Source organism: Palleronia sp. (genome assembly GCF_042089775.1).
In the GTDB taxonomy this organism is placed as follows: domain Bacteria; phylum Pseudomonadota; class Alphaproteobacteria; order Rhodobacterales; family Rhodobacteraceae; genus Palleronia.
This window is the reverse complement of the sequence record NZ_JBELKF010000003.1, coordinates 1-16,400: the sequence shown is the minus strand read 5'-3', so window position 1 is coordinate 16,400 and position 16,400 is coordinate 1. Positions and strand designations below refer to the sequence as shown.

Annotated in this window: 17 protein-coding genes and 1 tRNA gene; 9 read left to right on the top strand and 9 right to left on the bottom strand. The window is 66.1% G+C overall.

What is annotated here, in order from left to right; genetic code table 11:
* Position 1: 1 nt before the first annotated feature.
* From ACFDS3_RS01565 to ACFDS3_RS01545, 5 genes are all read right to left on the bottom strand, one after another.
* Entirely contained in the window at positions 2-865 is an 864-nt protein-coding gene (locus ACFDS3_RS01565) for a polyprenyl synthetase family protein (protein WP_375260578.1), read from the bottom strand.
* Entirely contained in the window at positions 862-1,101 is a 240-nt protein-coding gene (locus tag ACFDS3_RS01560) for an exodeoxyribonuclease VII small subunit (protein WP_375260577.1), read from the bottom strand. The genes ACFDS3_RS01565 and ACFDS3_RS01560 overlap by 4 nt, the downstream gene beginning before the upstream one ends.
* Positions 1,098-2,024: a histone deacetylase family protein gene (locus tag ACFDS3_RS01555; RefSeq protein ID WP_375260576.1), complete on the bottom strand. Its 927-nt coding sequence runs from the start codon at positions 2,022-2,024 to the stop codon at positions 1,098-1,100. The genes ACFDS3_RS01560 and ACFDS3_RS01555 overlap by 4 nt, the downstream gene beginning before the upstream one ends.
* A 75-nt stretch (positions 2,025-2,099) precedes the next feature.
* Positions 2,100-2,807, bottom strand: coding sequence for a response regulator (locus tag ACFDS3_RS01550; RefSeq protein WP_375260575.1), 708 nt, complete (start codon positions 2,805-2,807; stop codon positions 2,100-2,102).
* A complete protein-coding gene (locus ACFDS3_RS01545; RefSeq protein WP_375260574.1) occupies positions 2,804-3,292 on the bottom strand; it encodes a MarR family winged helix-turn-helix transcriptional regulator in 489 nt (162 codons plus the stop codon). The genes ACFDS3_RS01550 and ACFDS3_RS01545 overlap by 4 nt, the downstream gene beginning before the upstream one ends.
* Before the next feature lie 146 nt (positions 3,293-3,438).
* Here ACFDS3_RS01545 and ACFDS3_RS01540 point away from each other — a divergent pair, with 146 nt between their 5' ends.
* Positions 3,439-4,308 carry a branched-chain amino acid aminotransferase gene (locus tag ACFDS3_RS01540; RefSeq protein ID WP_375260573.1) on the top strand — a complete coding sequence of 290 codons (870 nt, stop codon included), beginning with the start codon at positions 3,439-3,441 and terminating at the stop codon, positions 4,306-4,308.
* 27 nt (positions 4,309-4,335) lie between these two features.
* Here the strand turns inward: ACFDS3_RS01540 and ACFDS3_RS01535 are convergent, their stop codons facing one another.
* The 4 genes from ACFDS3_RS01535 to ACFDS3_RS01520 all read right to left on the bottom strand — a co-directional run bounded on the left by ACFDS3_RS01535 (position 4,336) and on the right by ACFDS3_RS01520 (position 9,608).
* Entirely contained in the window at positions 4,336-5,253 is a 918-nt protein-coding gene (locus ACFDS3_RS01535; protein ID WP_375260572.1) for a DMT family transporter, read from the bottom strand.
* Between the two features lie 67 nt (positions 5,254-5,320).
* On the bottom strand, positions 5,321-6,913 hold the full coding sequence (gene serA / locus ACFDS3_RS01530; protein ID WP_375260571.1) for a phosphoglycerate dehydrogenase: 1,593 nt from the start codon (positions 6,911-6,913) through the stop codon (positions 5,321-5,323).
* Between the two features lie 71 nt (positions 6,914-6,984).
* Complete coding sequence (locus ACFDS3_RS01525; RefSeq protein WP_375260570.1) at positions 6,985-8,142, bottom strand: phosphoserine transaminase; 1,158 nt, start codon at positions 8,140-8,142, stop codon at positions 6,985-6,987.
* 137 nt (positions 8,143-8,279) lie between these two features.
* The gene (locus ACFDS3_RS01520) at positions 8,280-9,608 is read right to left on the bottom strand and encodes a mechanosensitive ion channel family protein (RefSeq protein WP_375260569.1); all 1,329 of its coding nucleotides are present in this window, start codon (positions 9,606-9,608) and stop codon (positions 8,280-8,282) included.
* Between the two features lie 253 nt (positions 9,609-9,861).
* On the opposite strand from ACFDS3_RS01520, the gene leuC reads away from it, so the two are divergent.
* From leuC to ACFDS3_RS01480, 8 genes are all read left to right on the top strand, one after another.
* Positions 9,862-11,277 (top strand): 3-isopropylmalate dehydratase large subunit, encoded by a 1,416-nt coding sequence (gene leuC / locus ACFDS3_RS01515; RefSeq protein ID WP_375260568.1) that lies wholly within the window; start codon positions 9,862-9,864, stop codon positions 11,275-11,277.
* Between the two features lie 28 nt (positions 11,278-11,305).
* Positions 11,306-11,911, top strand: coding sequence for a 3-isopropylmalate dehydratase small subunit (gene leuD, locus ACFDS3_RS01510; protein ID WP_375260567.1), 606 nt, complete (start codon positions 11,306-11,308; stop codon positions 11,909-11,911).
* Positions 11,912-12,187: 276 nt separating this feature from the next.
* Positions 12,188-13,018 (top strand): hypothetical protein, encoded by an 831-nt coding sequence (locus ACFDS3_RS01505; RefSeq protein ID WP_375260566.1) that lies wholly within the window; start codon positions 12,188-12,190, stop codon positions 13,016-13,018.
* Positions 13,015-14,052: an endonuclease/exonuclease/phosphatase family protein gene (locus ACFDS3_RS01500; RefSeq protein WP_375260684.1), complete on the top strand. Its 1,038-nt coding sequence runs from the start codon at positions 13,015-13,017 to the stop codon at positions 14,050-14,052. The genes ACFDS3_RS01505 and ACFDS3_RS01500 overlap by 4 nt, the downstream gene beginning before the upstream one ends.
* A 69-nt stretch (positions 14,053-14,121) precedes the next feature.
* Positions 14,122-15,228: a 3-isopropylmalate dehydrogenase gene (gene leuB / locus ACFDS3_RS01495; protein WP_375260565.1), complete on the top strand. Its 1,107-nt coding sequence runs from the start codon at positions 14,122-14,124 to the stop codon at positions 15,226-15,228.
* A gap of 114 nt (positions 15,229-15,342) precedes the next feature.
* Positions 15,343-15,419: transfer RNA gene (locus ACFDS3_RS01490), tRNA-Pro, on the top strand.
* Between the two features lie 335 nt (positions 15,420-15,754).
* Positions 15,755-15,886: a hypothetical protein gene (locus ACFDS3_RS01485; RefSeq protein ID WP_375260564.1), complete on the top strand. Its 132-nt coding sequence runs from the start codon at positions 15,755-15,757 to the stop codon at positions 15,884-15,886.
* A 25-nt stretch (positions 15,887-15,911) separates the two neighbouring features.
* The gene (locus ACFDS3_RS01480) at positions 15,912-16,097 is read left to right on the top strand and encodes a hypothetical protein (protein WP_375260563.1); all 186 of its coding nucleotides are present in this window, start codon (positions 15,912-15,914) and stop codon (positions 16,095-16,097) included.
* Positions 16,098-16,400: the final 303 nt, after the last annotated feature.

Sequence of the window (16,400 nt, the reverse complement as noted above, 5' to 3'; positions counted from 1 at the left end):
CTCAGCGATCGCGGGTCACGATGAAGCGCGCGCAGTCCCTCAAGGGCTCGGCGCGCTCACCGAACGGAGCAAGCGCATCCTCGGCCTCGGAAACCAGCCGCCGCGCCTCGGCCTTCGCGCCGTCGAGGCCCAGAAGCGAAACGTAGGTCGCCTTGTTCGCCTCGGCGTCCTTGCCGACCGCCTTGCCTGTGGCCGTGGCGTCGCCTTCGACGTCAAGGATGTCGTCGGCGATCTGGAACGCCAACCCGATGGCGCGGGCATAGGTGGCAAGCGGACCGGTATCCTCGCCGGCCATACGCGCCCCCGCGATCGCGGACCATTCGATCAACGCCCCGGTCTTGAGCGATTGCAGCACCCCGATCCCCGCGAGGTCAAGCGGCACCGCCGCCGTCTCGGCCGCGATATCAAGCGCCTGCCCCCGCACCATCCCTGCCCCGCCGGCCGCGCGGGCCAGCGTCAGGGACAGGTTAAGCCGGCGTTCGGCAGGCAGATCGCCTTCGGCCACCAGCTCGAACGCGAGGCTTTGCAGCGCATCGCCAACCAGCACGCCCGTCGCCTCGTTCCATTTCACGTGAATCGTCGGCTGTCCCCGACGCATGTCGTCGTCGTCCATGCAGGGCAGGTCGTCGTGCACCAGCGAATAGGCGTGCAGCGCCTCGATCGCCGCGGCCGCCGGCATGGCCGAGGCCTGGCACCCGTAAAGCGCCGCGCTTTCCAGCACGAGGAACCCGCGCAACCGCTTGCCGCCCGTGCAGGTATACAGCATCGCGTCGGTGATCGGGCCTTCGGGCAGCGTCGCGATCCGTGCCGCAAGGAAGCCGCCGACGGCATCGGCGCGCGCCGCCAGATTGTCGCGAAAACTCACGAGTCGAGAGGTTCGGTGCCGGTGGGGCGTCCATCCGCGCCCGTCGTGATCTTGGCCACCTTCTCTTCCGCTGCCTTCAACGTCGCGTCGCAGCGCGCCTTCAGCTTTGCGCCGCGCTCGTAGAGCTCGATCGACCGATCAAGCTCGACATCGCCGGCCTCAAGATGGTTCACCACGGCCTCGAGTTCGCGCATCGCTTCCTCGAAGCTCATTTCCTCAATGGGTTTGTCGCTCATGCGCTCCGCTCCTTCAGAACCTCGACATGCGCCCGGACGCTATGGGTCAGCGCGGTCAGATCATAGCCGCCCTCGAGTGTCGAGACGATCCGGCCCCCGCAATGCTCGTCCGCGATGTCGCAGAGCCAGTCGGTGATCCAGGCGAAATCCTCGGCCTCCCACCGCAGGCCCGCGAGCGGATCGTTGCGATGCGCGTCGAACCCGGCCGAGATCAGGATCAGCTCGGGCGCAAATTCCGAGATCCGGGGGAACACCTTGTCGCGGTAGGCCGCCTTCATTTTGGCGCCCCCCGTCTGCGGGTCCAGCGGCACGTTGATGATCTGCCCGTGCGCGCCGCTCTCGGATGCGGCCCCGGTGCCGGGATAAAGCGGCATCTGGTGGGACGAGACGAAGAGCGTCCGCTCCTCGTTCCACAGCAGGTCCTGGGTGCCGTTGCCGTGGTGCACGTCGAAATCGACGATCGCCACCCGCTTGAGGCCGCGTCGGTCCAGCGCATGCTTCGCCGCGATCGCCACGTTGCCGAACAGGCAGAAGCCCATCGCGGTCTCGGTCTCGGCATGGTGGCCGGGCGGACGGCATCCGACGAAGGCCGCCTTCGCCTCGCCATCCAGCACCGCGTCCACCGCGGCGACGTTGCCCCCGACCCCGCGCCGCGCCGCGATCAGCGACCCCGGCGACATGTGCGTATCCGCGTCGAGAGAGATCGACCCCGCCTCGGGTGCCGCCGCCTCGATCCCTTCGAGGTAGCGCTTGGCGTGGCACAGCAGGATGTCCTCGTCACTGCAATCGGGCGCATCCCGCCGGTCGAGCTTCAACGGGCGCAGCCCCTCTTCGACGGCATGCAACCGCGCAACCTGCTCGGGGTGGCCGGTCGGGGTAACGTGGTCGAGCCCCGAGGGGTGCGAGAACCATATGATCGACACGCGAAACCTCCGTTGGCGCGATACTCTTCCGTTCCCCTATCGCATCGGCCGCGGCACCACGCAAATCGCGGTGCGTCAGTCAGGGATCAGCATGTATCCCGCTCCGCGCACGGTCTGCAGGTAGCGGGGGTTTTTCGGGTCGCTTTCGATCTTGCGGCGCAGGCGCGTGATCTGAACGTCGACCGCGCGGTCCTGCGCGCTTTCGCCGTCCGGCCCCGCGCGCCCCAGATCCTCGATGAGCTGCGCGCGCGAGATCGCGGTGCCGGGCGCCTTGGCGAAGATCCGCATCAGCGCCGACTCGGTCGCGGTCAGGCGGATGGGGCTCTCGCCGCTCCAGAGTTCGCCCCGGGGGATGTCATAGCGAACGGAGCCCAGCGACAGCACCTTTGGCTTGACCTCGGCGGGCTCCGCCGCCGGCACCCGGCGCAGAACGGCGTTGATGCGCAGCAGCAGTTCCTTGGGCTCGAACGGCTTGGGCAGGTAGTCGTCCGCCCCCGCTTCTAGCCCCGCGATGCGGTCCTCGGTCTCGCCCTTGGCGGTCAGTAGCAGGGTCGGCAGCGACCGCGTCTCTGTCAGCCAGCGGCAGAGCGAGATGCCGTCCTCGCCCGGCATCATCACGTCGACCACCGCGAGGTCAAAATCCAGCCCCCCGAGGATGCGCCGCGCATGGCTCGCATCCCGTGCGACCGTCGCGTAGAACCCGTTCCGCGTCAGGAACTTGCCGAGGAGCCTGCGGATGCGCTCGTCGTCATCGACGATCAGAAGATGCGGCCGGTCGATCATGCGGTGCCCTCGAACAGGCGCTTGAGGTCTTCGTCCATCATCTCTTCCAGCACAGTTCGGAAACCGGCGACCGCCTCGGGCCCGGCACGGCGGAAGGCATCGCGCATCCGTGCGGTCTGCACCTCGTTCAGCTCGGCTTCAAGTGCCCGCCCCTTCTCGGTCAGCGTCAGGTGCCGTTCGCGGCGGTCGCGCGTGCCCACCGCGCTTTCGACCAGCCCGTCCTCGACCAGCGTCCTGAGCACCCGGTTCAGGGACTGCTTGGTCACGCCGAGGATGGACAGCAGGTTGTTTACCGTCGTGCCCGGCCAGCGGTTGATGAAGTGGATCGCCCGGTGATGCGCGCGCCCGTAGCCGTACTGCCCGAGGATCCGGTCAGGGTCGGCCGTGAAGCCGCGATAGGCGAAGAACATCGCCTCGATCCCGCGCCTCAGCTGCGCGTCCGTCAGAAACAGCAGGCTGTCGCCCCGTGTGCGAATCTCGCTCATTCCCTGCGCCTTCCGCCCTGTTTTCGATCACGAGTTATGTCAGCACCGTTGACATTCCGCAACCGCCGCGGATACCTGACCCCCTGATTTCGGAACAATCTGTCCTTGTGGGGCAACCATACGCAACTTTCCGAGAGGAGGCGAATATGTCGGGCGGCTATGACGATCGCGACGGCAAGATCTGGATGGATGGCCAGCTGGTCGAATGGCGGGACGCGAAGGTGCACATCCTCAGCCACGCGCTGCACTACGCCTCGTCCGTGTTCGAGGGAGAGCGCTGCTACGGTGGCACCATCTTCAAGTCGCGCCAGCACTCCGAACGGCTGAAGAGATCAGCCAACCTCATCGACTTCGAGGTGCCCTACACAGTCGACCAGATCGAAGAGGCCAAGCAGGCAGTCCTGAAGGCCAACGGCCTGACCGACGCCTATGTCCGCGCGATCGCCTGGCGCGGCGCTGGCCCCGATATGGGCGTGGCGAGCGCCCGCAACCCGGTGCGCATGGCTGTCGCGGCGTGGGAGTGGGGCGCCTATTACGGCGACGCCAAGACCAAGGGCGCCAAGCTTGACCTGTCGAAGTGGAAGCGCCCCTCGCCCGAGACCATCCCCAGCGAGGCTAAGGCCGCCGGCCTCTACATGATCTGCACCATGTCCAAACACGCGGCCGAGGCGAAGGGATGCTCGGACGCCATGATGCTGGACTATCGCGGCTACGTCGCCGAGGCGACGGGGGCCAACATCTTCTTCGTGAAGGACGGCGAGGTGCACACGCCCAAGGCCGATTGCTTTCTCAACGGCATCACCCGGCAGACCGTGTTGGAGCTGCTGCGCGAGAAGGGCATCCCCGTCCACGAGCGCCACATCATGCCCGAAGAGCTTGAAGGGTTTCAGCAGTGCTGGCTGACCGGCACCGCAGCCGAGGTCACGCCCGTGGGCCAGATCGGCGACTACCGGTTCGAGGTCGGCGCGATGGCGCTCGATGTCGCCGAAACCTACGAGCGGCTTGTCAGAAGCTGAAGACGGGGGCGGGTCATGGCACCCGCCCTAATACATCCCCTTTGCGCGCAGCTTGCGGCGCGCAGTTGCATTGCGGGCCAACTTGCGCTCGCGCCAGACGATCAGCACGCCGGAGGCGATGATCAGCGCGGCACCGGCGAAGGTGGCCGCACGGGGAACCTCACCGAACCAGACCAGGCCGATGATGACGGCCCACAGCATCGACACGTAGGAAAACGGTGCGAGGGCCGAGGCGTCCGCATACTTGTAGCTCGCCGTCAGCAGCATCTGCCCGATCGCGCCCAGCACACCGCAGCCCGCGAGCAGCAGCATTTCGTACGTAGTCGGCCAGACCCATCCGAAGGGCAGCGTCAGGAGCGAGCAAGCCGCCGCCGTCGCCAGGAAGTAGAACGCGATCGCCTCGCTGCGCTCGGTCCCCGACATCGCCTTGATGAGCGTCTGTGCAAGCGCGGCCAACGCCGCCGAGGCCAGCGCCATTCCCGCCCCGATCAGCGCCGTGCTGCCAAGGCTGGCGGTGTCGAACTCGGGCGCGACGATGATGACGACGCCGATCATGCCGATCACGACTGCCGCGAGGCGGACCAGCCGGAAGACCTCGCCCAAAAAGACCGCCGCGAAGACGACAAGGAACATCGGCGTGGCGAAGCGGATCGCCTGCACCTCGGCCAGCGGCAAAAGCGTGATCGCAGTGAACCCCAGGCCCATCGACACAGTGCCGACCAGGCCGCGGAGGGCGTGGCTTTTCCAGTTCGCGACATAGAGGCCGTCGTGAAGGTCGCCCCGGCTCCATAACCAGAGCGAGATGATCGGGAGCGACAGGAAAGCGCGGAAGAAGACGACCTGTCCCGTGGGCACGGTATCGCCTGCGGCCTTCACGAAGGCCGACATGAGCGTGAGCACGGAAAAGGCGATGCAGATAAGGACGATGCCGCGGAGAGGAGCCATGCGGCCGGACATATCACGCCGCCGCGGCAATGGTAGGGCCGGCGTCTAACACACCGGCCCCATCAGATCAGACGCGGAATCGCAGCGGCCGCACGGCGTTGAACACGCCCGTGTCGGTCAGTGTGTTCACCACGTCGGGCGACACCGCTTCATCGACATACAGAAGCGCGATGGCATCCTTGCCCTTCTCGGCCCGGCCGAGGGTGAAGTTGGCGATGTTCACGCCGTTCTCGCCCAGCACCCGGCCCAGCGTGCCGATGATGCCCGCGCGGTCCTCGTTGGTGGAATAGAGCATGTGCTCGCCCACCTCGGCGTCGATGTTGATGCCCTTGATCTGGATGAAGCGCGGCTTGCCGTCCGAGAACACGGTGCCCGCGACCGAGCGCTGCCGCTCGGCCGTCTTCATCGTGACCTTGATGTAGGCCTCGAACACGCCGGTCTGTTCCTGCGTGGTGCGGCTGATCTCGATCCCGCGCTCTTTCGCGACGATGGGGGCCGACACCATGTTCACGTCCGGGTTCGACGCCTGCATGAGGCCCGCGACCACCGCGCCGTTCAGGGCGTTCAGGTTCATCTCGGCCACGGCACCGTCATAGAGGATGTTCACCGCCTCGATCGGCTCGTCCGTCATCTGGCCGATGAAGCTGCCCAGATGCTCAGCCAGCTTGAGCCACGGGCCCATGACCTTGGCTTCTTCGGCCGTGACTGACGGCGTATTGAGCGCGTTCGAAACGGCGCCGGTCAGCAGGTAGTCGGCCATCTGCTCGGCCACCTGAAGGGCGACATTCTCCTGGGCCTCGGTGGTCGCGGCGCCGAGGTGCGGCGTGACGACGACGTTGGGCAGGTTGAACAGCGGATTCTCGGTCGCGGGTTCCTCGGCGAAGACGTCGAAAGCGGCCCCGGCAACGCGGCCATCCTTCAGCGCCTCGGCCAGCGCTTCCTCGTCCACCAGACCGCCACGGGCGCAGTTAATGACGCGCACGCCGGGCTTCAGCTTGGCGATTGCCTCACGCGACATGATGTTGCGCGTCTTGTCCGTCAGCGGCACGTGGAAGGTGATGAAATCGGCCTGCGCGTAAAGCTCGTCCAGCTCGACCTTGCGGCAGCCCAGCTCGTCGGCGCGCTCTTCCGACAGGAACGGATCGTAGGCGATGACCTTCATCCGCAGGCCCAGCGCGCGGGCGATCACGATGGACCCGATATTGCCCGCGCCGATCACGCCCAGCGTCTTGCCGGTCAGCTCGACCCCCATGAACTTGGACTTCTCCCACTTGCCGGCATGGGTCGAGGCGCTGGCCTCGGGGATCTGGCGCGCGACGGCGAACATCATCGCGATGGCATGTTCGGCCGTGGTGATCGAGTTGCCGAAGGGCGTATTCATCACGATGACGCCCTTCGCGGAGGCGTCGTTGATGTCCACGTTGTCCACGCCGATCCCGGCGCGGCCGATGACCTTCAGATTGTCGGCCTTTTCCAGCAGCTTGGCCGTGACCTTGGTGGCCGAGCGGATCGCAAGGCCGTCATACTTGCCGATCACCTCGGCCAGCTTGTCCTTCTCCTTTCCAAGGGAGGGTTCGAAATCGACCTCGATCCCGCGGTCGCGGAAGATCTGGACGGCGGTTTCCGACAGCTTGTCGGACACGAGTACCTTGGGCGCCATGATGGGCTCCTTCCAAGTGTAAGAGTTCCGTAGGAGGATCGTCGGAGTCCCGTAGGACTCCGGTAAGAGGCTCAGGCGGACTGACGCTCGGTCAGGACGGCGTGGTAGGCCCAGTCGATCCAGGGCATCAGCGCCTGAACGTCCGACGTTTCAACCGTCGAGCCGCACCAGATCCGAAGCCCGGCGGGGGCGTCGCGGTAGCTGCCCACGTCATGGGCCACGCCCTCGGCTTCCAGCTTCTTGCCCACCGCCTTGGCGAAGTCCGCGTCGCCGGCCACGGCCGGGTCGGTGAACTTCAGGCAGACCGAGGTGTTCGAGCGGATTGCCGGATCAGTGGCAAGGTTCTCGATCCAGTCATTCGCCTCGACGAAGTCCCAGACCACCTGTGCGTTTTTGTTCGCGCGGTCCTGCAGGCCCTTCAGCCCCCCGACCGAGCGGCCCCAGGCCAGCGCCTGCAGGTAATCCTCGACACACAGCATCGACGGGGTGTTGATCGTCTCGCCCTTGAAGATGCCGTCGATCAGCTTGCCGCCCTTGGTCAGGCGGAAGATCTTGGGCAGCGGCCAGGCGGGGGTGTAGCTTTCCAGTCGTTCGACCGCGCGGGGCGACAGGATGATCATCCCGTGCGCAGCCTCGCCGCCCATCACCTTCTGCCAAGAGAAGGTCGTCACGTCGAGCTTCTCCCACGGCAGGTCCTGCGCAAAGGCGGCCGAGGTGGCGTCGCACAGCGTCAGCCCCTCGCGGTTCGCGGGGATCGCGTCACCGTTCGGGACGCGCACGCCCGAGGTGGTGCCGTTCCAGGTGAAGCAGACGTCCTTGTTCCAGTCGACGGCGGTCAGGTCGACGATGTCGCCGTAGTCAGCCTCGCGCACGGTGTTGTCGGCGAGCTTCAGCTGCTTGACCGCATCCGTGACCCAGCCCTTGCCGAAGCTCTCCCACGCGAGCGTCTCGGACGGGCGGGCGCCGAGCAGCGACCACATCGCCATCTCGAATGCGCCGGTGTCGGAGCCGGGGACGATGCCGATGCGGTAGTCGGCGGGAACCTGCAGAATGTCCCGGGTTTCCTCGATGGCCTGCTGCAGCTTCGACTTGCCCACGGCAGCGCGGTGCGAGCGGCCTAGCGGCGCATCGGACAGAGCATCGAGCGAGAAAACGGGGGGCTTGGCACAGGGGCCGGACGAAAAGCGCGGATTGGCCGGCCGCGCGGCCGGGATCTGAACGTCGGTCATGGTATCCTTACAGATAATCGCCCCTCGTTGGGGAGGGGTGTCCCGCCGCTGCACATAGAAGGCGTCTGCGAGTCTGGCAAGCGGGATATTTCGACCAATGCGCATCATTCTGTCGGCGCGCATCAGTCATCCGTTCATCATCCTGCGTCAGAAGCATCCTTGACGGTGATCGCGTCGTTGACCATGCGCACCTCGCGCTGCGGGAAGGGAATGGAGATGCCGTGCGCCTGAAACGCGTCCCACAGCGCCAGGTAGACGTTCCCTCGGATGTTGGTGAGGCCGCCGGTGGGGTCGGTGATCCAGAAGCGCAGGATGTAATCGACCGAGGAATCGCCGAAGCCGACGATGTGGCAGACCGGCGCGCGACTGGTCAGGACACGCGACACGCCCGAGGCGGCCTCGATGGCGATCTTGCGGACCTTGTGGGGATCGTCGCCGTAGGAGGTGCCGAAATAGACGTCGAGGCGGACGAATTCGTTGGAATGGGACCAGTTCACCACCTGCCCGGTGATGAGATCCTCGTTCGGGATCAGGTACTCCTTGCCGTCCCGCGTCGTGACGCTGGCGTAGCGGGCGCCAAGGGTCGAAACCCAGCCGAAAGTCTCGCCCAACGAGATCACGTCGCCGGGCTTGATCGACTTGTCGAGCAGGATGATCACCCCCGAAACGAGGTTCGACACCACCTTCTGCAGACCGAAGCCGAGGCCCACGCCGATGGCCCCCGACAGGACCGCAAGGCCGGTCAGGTCCACCCCGACGACCCGCAGGCCCGCAAACAGCGCAACGCCGTAGAGGATGGCCTGCAGCGCATTGCCCAGCAGCACCTTGAGCGAGGGCGAGATGTCCTCGGACCGGCGAATCCGGTCGCCCCCGGTGGCCGAGACGAATCGGGCGATCACGAAGAAGACGGTGACGAGAACCGTGCCCTTCAGCAGCGTCAGCAGGCTGAGCCGCGTCTCGCCCACCGTCATCGCCACCTGGTCCAGCGCCGAGGAAACCTCGTCCGTCAGGCCGAGCACCCAGAGCGTGACGTAGATCCACAAGAGCCAGCGGACGAGCGTGCGCAGCGCCGGGTTGCGCACCACGCGCGCGCCGAACACCACGATCAGCCACGCCGTGGCGAGCGAGGCCACGAGTTCGAGGATGAACGACCGCGACGGAAAGGCGGTGGCACTTTGCACGGTCCAGGTCGAGAGCCACATCAGCGCGGTGAAGAAGATCAGCTTCAGCCGCCGGTGCACCACCAGAAGCGCCCGGATCCGCCACATGGGCCAGTCGCGACCCTTCATCCACTCGCGCATCCGGGGCTGGGCCCAGCGCGCCAGCGCAAGCGACACGACGAGGACGACGGCGATGTTGGCAAGCTGCCACAGCCGCGACGGCAGGAGAAGGTTCTGGACCTGAAGCCGCACGACATTCCAGATGTCCATCAGCGCGGCCAGCAGGGTGTTCAGCTCGGCGTCCATTTCGAGAAAGCTATCCTGCGCAAGCCCCGGCACAAGGGCGACATATCTCGCACGGGTGACGACTGCGCTTCAAATCGGCGCCGGGTTACGTTACATGACCCGTCTATGGATTACGTGTTCGACATGGACGACCACCAGCGCCTGATCGAGCGCTTCGAGGGCAACAGCCGGTCGGTGCTCGCCCGACTTTGAGGCTGCGCGCCACGTTTCGTCCATTTCCAACACGATTTCACTCCGCGACAGGAGATTCGCCATGGCTGGCAAGACACTCTACGACAAGATCTGGGACGCTCACCTGGTTGACGAGTCCGAGGATGGCAGCTCGCTGCTGTATATCGACCGCCACCTCGTCCACGAGGTAACCTCGCCGCAAGCGTTCGAAGGCTTGCGGATGGCAGGCCGCACCGTGCGCGCGCCGGGACAGACCATCGCGGTGCCCGACCACAACGTCCCCACTTGGGAAGACCGCGCGAAGGGCATCGAGAACGAGGAAAGCCGCATTCAGGTTGAGGCGCTCGACACGAACGCGCGCGACTTCGGCATCCACTACTACCCCGTCAGCGACGTGCGGCAGGGGATCGTCCACATCATCGGCCCCGAGCAGGGCTGGACCCTGCCCGGCATGACCGTCGTGTGCGGCGACAGCCACACCGCAACCCACGGGGCGTTCGGCGCGCTGGCCCACGGCATCGGCACGTCCGAAGTCGAGCACGTGCTGGCCACGCAGACGCTGATCCAGCAGAAGTCGAAGAACATGAAGGTCGAGATCACGGGCCAGTTGCTGCCCGGCGTCACGGCCAAGGACATCGTCCTGTCGATCATCGCCAGGACCGGCACGGCCGGCGGCACCGGCTACGTCATCGAATACTGCGGCGAGGCGATCCGCGGCCTATCGATGGAAGGCCGGATGACGATCTGCAACATGGCCATCGAGGGCGGCGCCCGCGCCGGTCTTATCGCCCCGGACGAAACGACCTTCGACTACGTGAAGGGCCGCCCGCACGCGCCGAAGGGTGCGCAGTGGGAGGCCGCGATGTCGTGGTGGAAGACGCTCTATTCGGACGACGACGCGCATTGGGACAAGATCGTCACGCTGAAGGGCGAAGAGATCGCGCCGACCGTGACCTGGGGCACCTCGCCCGAGGATGCGCTGCCGATCACCGCGACCGTCCCTTCGCCCGAGGACTTCCAGGGCGGCAAGCGCGACGCGGCCAAGCGCGCGCTGGAATACATGGGCCTGGCCGCCGGCACGCCGCTGAACGAGATCGAGATCGACACTGTCTTCATCGGCTCGTGTACCAACGGCCGGATCGAGGATCTGCGCGCCGCGGCCGCGATCCTGAAGGGGAAGAAGATTGCCGTGAAGCGCGCGATGGTCGTGCCGGGTTCGGGCCTGGTGCGCGCCCAGGCGGAGGAAGAGGGGCTGGCCGACATCTTCAAGGAGGCCGGTTTCGAGTGGCGCATGGCCGGTTGTTCCATGTGCCTCGCGATGAACCCCGACCAGCTGTCCCCGGGCGAGCGCTGTGCCGCGACCTCGAACCGCAACTTCGAAGGACGGCAGGGCCGGGGCGGCCGGACGCACCTGATGTCGCCCGCGATGGCGGCGGCGGCCGCGCTCACCGGTCGGCTGACCGACGTGCGCGAATTGACCGCGCCCGAGCTGGCCTGACATCCTTTTGAGCGAAAGAGCCTGAAACATGGAAAAATTTACCACCCTGCACGGCGTCGCCGCCCCGCTGCCGCTGATCAATGTCGATACCGACATGATCATCCCCAAGCAGTTCCTGAAGACGATCAAGCGCGAGGGGCTTGGCGTGAATCTCTTCGACGAGATGCGCTATGACGACGACGGCAACGAGGTGCCGGACTTCGTCCTGAACAAGCCGGCCTACCGCGACGCCGAGATCCTCGTGGCGGGCGACAATTTCGGCTGCGGCTCCTCGCGCGAGCATGCGCCCTGGGCGATCAAGGATTTCGGCATCCGCTGCGTCATCGCGCCGTCCTTTGCCGACATTTTCTTCAACAACTGCTTCAAGAACGGCATCCTGCCCATCGCGCTGCCGCAAGAGCAGGTCGACCTTCTGATGAAGGACGCCGAGAAGGGCTCGAATGCGCGGATGACGATCGACCTGGAGAACCAGGAAATCACGACGTCGAGCGGCGAGAAGATCCCCTTCGAGGTGGACGGCTTCCGCAAGCACTGCCTGCTCGAAGGGCTCGACGATATCGGCCTGACGCTCGAGAAGGCCTCGGCCATCGAGGCGTTCGAGGCGCAGGCCGCGCAGTCCCGCCCTTGGGTCTGACCGGATCAAAAGTGCGCCCGAAGCGCTTGAAAAGTCGACATCTTGGGTCGCCCCTCCGGGCGGCCCTTTTTCGTTTCGGATTTGATGCAATCCCGCACCAGTCTCTCCACGAAAATGCCCAAGACCTTACGGTAAGGTTAACCCGACCTTGAACAGCTGGTCCGAAAGGAGGCAGGAATTGGGCAAGATTGAGGCAAGCCGCGCGAAGACGCGGCCCGAAGGTGCCAAGACGGGCCGGCAAAGCACCGGCCCCGGCCGGATCGAGGACTCGACGCAGTGATCGCTCGACTGACAGGTGCAGCCCTCCGCGGCTTGCTCGTGGCGCTTCTGGTCGCCACGCCTTCGCTGGTGTTGCCAACCGTTCCGGCAGACACGGCGCAGGTTGTGGCCTTCGTTGCGATCGCATGTGCGATCCTGACGACGATCGAATACGGCTCGTCATGTCCCTGTCTGTTCGAGTTCCGCGAGGCGGCGCCCTTCAACCGCATCCGCTACAGCGCGACCCTGCTGGTCGTGACGCTGATCTCGCTCGTCGTGCGGCACCATGATGCGCCGACGGGCTTTTCCGCCCTTGTCACCTCGATCGGCTACGTGGTGGGCGGGCTCTTTGACTTTCCCTATTCCCCCCTGCGCCTTGCCCTGTCGAGGCCCGACACCACCGAGGCGCAGCAGGTCTTTGAGGCGATCCGCGCCGCCATGGGTGTGGCCACCTTGGTCTATGGCGGGTTCCTTGCACTCTTCTTCGCCGAAATCCGCCGCGGCCGCTGGCCCCGTGCAGGCTCGTTCAACGTATGGATCAACCTGCCGACCTTCGACCCGACACGGGGCGGAGACGTCGTGTCCCGGCTGGACCGGGACGGGAAGTTCAACATCCTCGTCGGCCTCGCCCTGCCGCTTCTGGTGCCGCTTGTCCTGGGCGCCGACGGCGGCGTGATCGGCGGACTGGCGCAATCCGAGCCGCAAGCGATGGTCTGGACCGTCACGATCTGGATCGGGATGCCGTTCAGCCTGTTCATGCGCGGCCTCGCCATGCAGCGCATCGCCGCGATGATCGAAACCCGCCGCAGCGACAGCACACCGCCGCAGGCGGGGCTGGTGCCGCTCTGATCCGGGCCGCCGCCCTTCTTCTCCTGCTGGCCGCACCCGCCGCGGCCGAGCCCCTGCGCATCGCCACGTTCAACACCGGCCTGTCCTCGCGCGGGCCGGGCCAGCTGCTGCAGCGGCTGATCAAGGGGGACGATCCCGAGGTCGCCGCCGTCGTCGCGATGATCGAGGCCGCATCGCCCGATATCCTCGTGTTGCAGGACATCGACTATGACGCCGGGGGCGCTGCGCTGTCGGCCCTGTCGGAGCAGATCGAGCCGCCCTACCCCCACCAGTTCGCGCTGCTGCCGAACAGCGGCATGAGCACCGGGCTGGACCTGGACGAGGATGGCCGCAGGGGCGATCCGCGCGACGCGCAGGGCTTCGGCTATTTCGCGGGCGACGGCGGCATGGCGATCCTGTCGCGGTTCCCGATCGTCGAAGAGGACGTGCGCGACCTGTCGGACCTGCTGTGGCGCGATCTGCCCGGCGCGATCCCCCCGCCCCTGCCCGAGGACGTCGAGGCCGCGCAGCGGCTGTCCTCGGTCGGGCACTGGATCGTGCCCGTCGACACCGCGCAGGGCCGCCTGACCCTGATGACGTGGAGCGCCACGCCCCCTGTGTTCGACGGCCCCGAGGATCGCAACGGCCGCCGCAACCGGGACGAGACGGCGCTGTGGCTTCGCCTGCTCGACGGCGCGCTCGACACGCCGCCGCCCGAACCGCCCTTCGTCATTGCAGGACTGGGGAATGTCGACCCTGACGAGGGCGAAGGCCGCCCCGACGCGATCCGTGCGCTCCTTTCCGATCCCCGCGTGCAGGACCCGGCCCCCACCAGCCCCGGCGCCGCCGCGGCGGGCGATCCGACCGAAACCGTGCTCTTCGATCCGCCCACGGGGCCGCTGCGCGTGTCCTTCGTGCTGCCCTCGGCGGACCTGACGGTGACCGGCTCGGGCGTGGTGTGGCCCACTGAAGGCACCCCCGCCGCCGAGGCCCTGGGCCCGGTCGATAACTGGCCGCGCCACCGGCTGGTCTGGGTCGACGTCACCCTGCCCTGAGCGCCTCGCTTGACCGGAATGACCCTACGGGCTACGCGCATCGCGTCCCAGAGCCCAAGGAGCCCGACGATGCCCAGCCCTTCCCTGTTGATCCTGCCGGGTGACGGCATTGGCCCCGAGGTCATGGCCGAGGTCCGCAAGGTCATCGACTGGTTCCGGAAGAACAAGGACCTCTCGTTCGACGTCACCGAAGATCTCGTCGGCGGCGCGGCCTACGACGAACACGGCGTCCCGCTGCATGACGACACGATGGCGCTCGCGCAGAAGGTGGACGCGGTGCTCCTTGGCGCCGTCGGCGGCCCGAAATACGACGACCTCGACTTCTCGGTAAAGCCCGAGCGTGGTCTGTTGCGCCTGCGCAAGGAGATGGACCTGTTCGCCAACCTGCGCCCTGCGCAGTGCTTTGACGCGCTGGCCGACTTCTCGTCGCTGAAGCACGAGGTCGTCTCGGGCCTCGACATCATGATCGTCCGCGAGTTGACGAGCGGAATCTATTTCGGCGAGCCCCGCGGCATCATGGACGACAACGAGGGCGGCCGCGTCGGCATCAACACCCAGCGCTACACCACCAACGAGATCCGCCGCGTCGCCCGCGCCGCGTTCGAACTGGCGAAGAAGCGGGACAACCGCGTCTGCTCGATGGAGAAGGCGAACGTCATGGAATCGGGCATCCTTTGGCGTGAAGAGGTGCAGTGGGTCCACGACAACGAGTACCCCGAGGTCGAGCTGACCCACATGTACGCCGACGCCGGCGCCATGCAGCTCGTCCGCAAGCCCAAGCAGTTCGACGTGATCGTCACCGACAACCTGTTCGGCGATCTTCTGTCAGACGCCGCCGCGATGCTTACCGGCTCGCTCGGGATGCTGCCCTCGGCGTCGCTCGGCGCACCGATGGCGAATGGCCGGCCCAAGGCGCTGTATGAACCGGTCCACGGCTCGGCCCCCGACATCGCGGGCGAGGACAAGGCGAACCCCATCGCCTGCATCCTCAGCTTCGCGATGGCGCTGCGGTACTCGTTTGACATGGCCGACCACGCAAGCGCCGTCGAAGGCGCGGTCGAGGCGGTTCTGGCCCAAGGCATCCGCACGCCCGACCTTCTGGGCGACGAAGGCACCAGGCCCGTCACGACCTCGGAAATGGGCGACGCCATCATCGCCGCGCTCGGCACGTCCTGATCGCTTCCAGAGGCAGGGCGCTCCACTGCGCCCTGCCCCACATCTTTGATGACCCCAGTGTGGCACGAGGCCCTTGCGAAGGTCGCAAAAGACCGTTAAGCGGCGCGTCACGGTCGGAGTGTAGCTCAGCTTGGTAGAGCACTGCCTTCGGGAGGCAGGGGTCGGAGGTTCGAATCCTCTCACTCCGACCAATATTTCCAGTGACGATTGCAGAGACTTTTTGCCTTTCGGAGGTGAAACTTGCCTTTGTGACAGCTTGGCTGACGTATCCGCAGCGTCTGACACGAGATCTGGCTTTGCCGGCGGCTCGCCTCACTGACCGTCGTGCTCTCTCCCGCAGACCCGCGCATCCTGCTGCAGCGTGGCCTTACATCCAGCCCTTCTAGGACATCCTTGCGCTGCGCGGCATGATGTCGAACCATCGGCACAAAGGACGGGAGCAGACCTTCGCTGCGCCGGCAAATGGCATAGCGCGAAAGCGACCTCGGATACCGTGTGGGGCCTGGCCCTTGAGGATTGGCGCGACATGGTCCGGCAGTTGCGGGTAAAGCACCGCCGCGAAGCCGAACTGACCCAAGACCTTTTTATCCATGCACGGGAGCAAATCCGGGCGATCAACGCCGAGGCGATTGGCGCGGCGACGCATCAAACCGATTGACCTCACAGCTCGTGATCTCGACCGCATGGAGCGCGAGCTCTTCCTCGGGCTGTCCATCAGGCCGGAGCGCTATCATCCCCCGATTGCCGAGGCACCGATCAGCCAGAGACTTCTGGGCGATGTCATCCGGCCTGGCGATTCCGACAATGGCGAGAAAGATCCCGGGCCGAAGCCGAAAGCGAATAGAGGACTGGAGTTCTTCGACGATTGATCCTGCAGTCGCCGCGCGGATGCTGACTCTTCGCGCCGCGTTCGTTTCCAGCCCCACATTCACGCAGCTTCGGGATCGCCTTGATCGACGCACCCGGCTCCGGAAAGACGGCCGGTACAAACCGCCTCTTGCGAGCCACTCCGGGCCTCGTTCTCGAGGACAGGGAAAGCGCCCGCTGTGACGTCGGAGAATATCGAGACGCTTGTCATCGCCACGAAGGTGCTCGCTCGCAGTGATTTCAGGCAAACTGACCTGAGCCCCAACTTCCCTCCGGCCTTACGGAGAGTCCGCCGGTTGATGTCT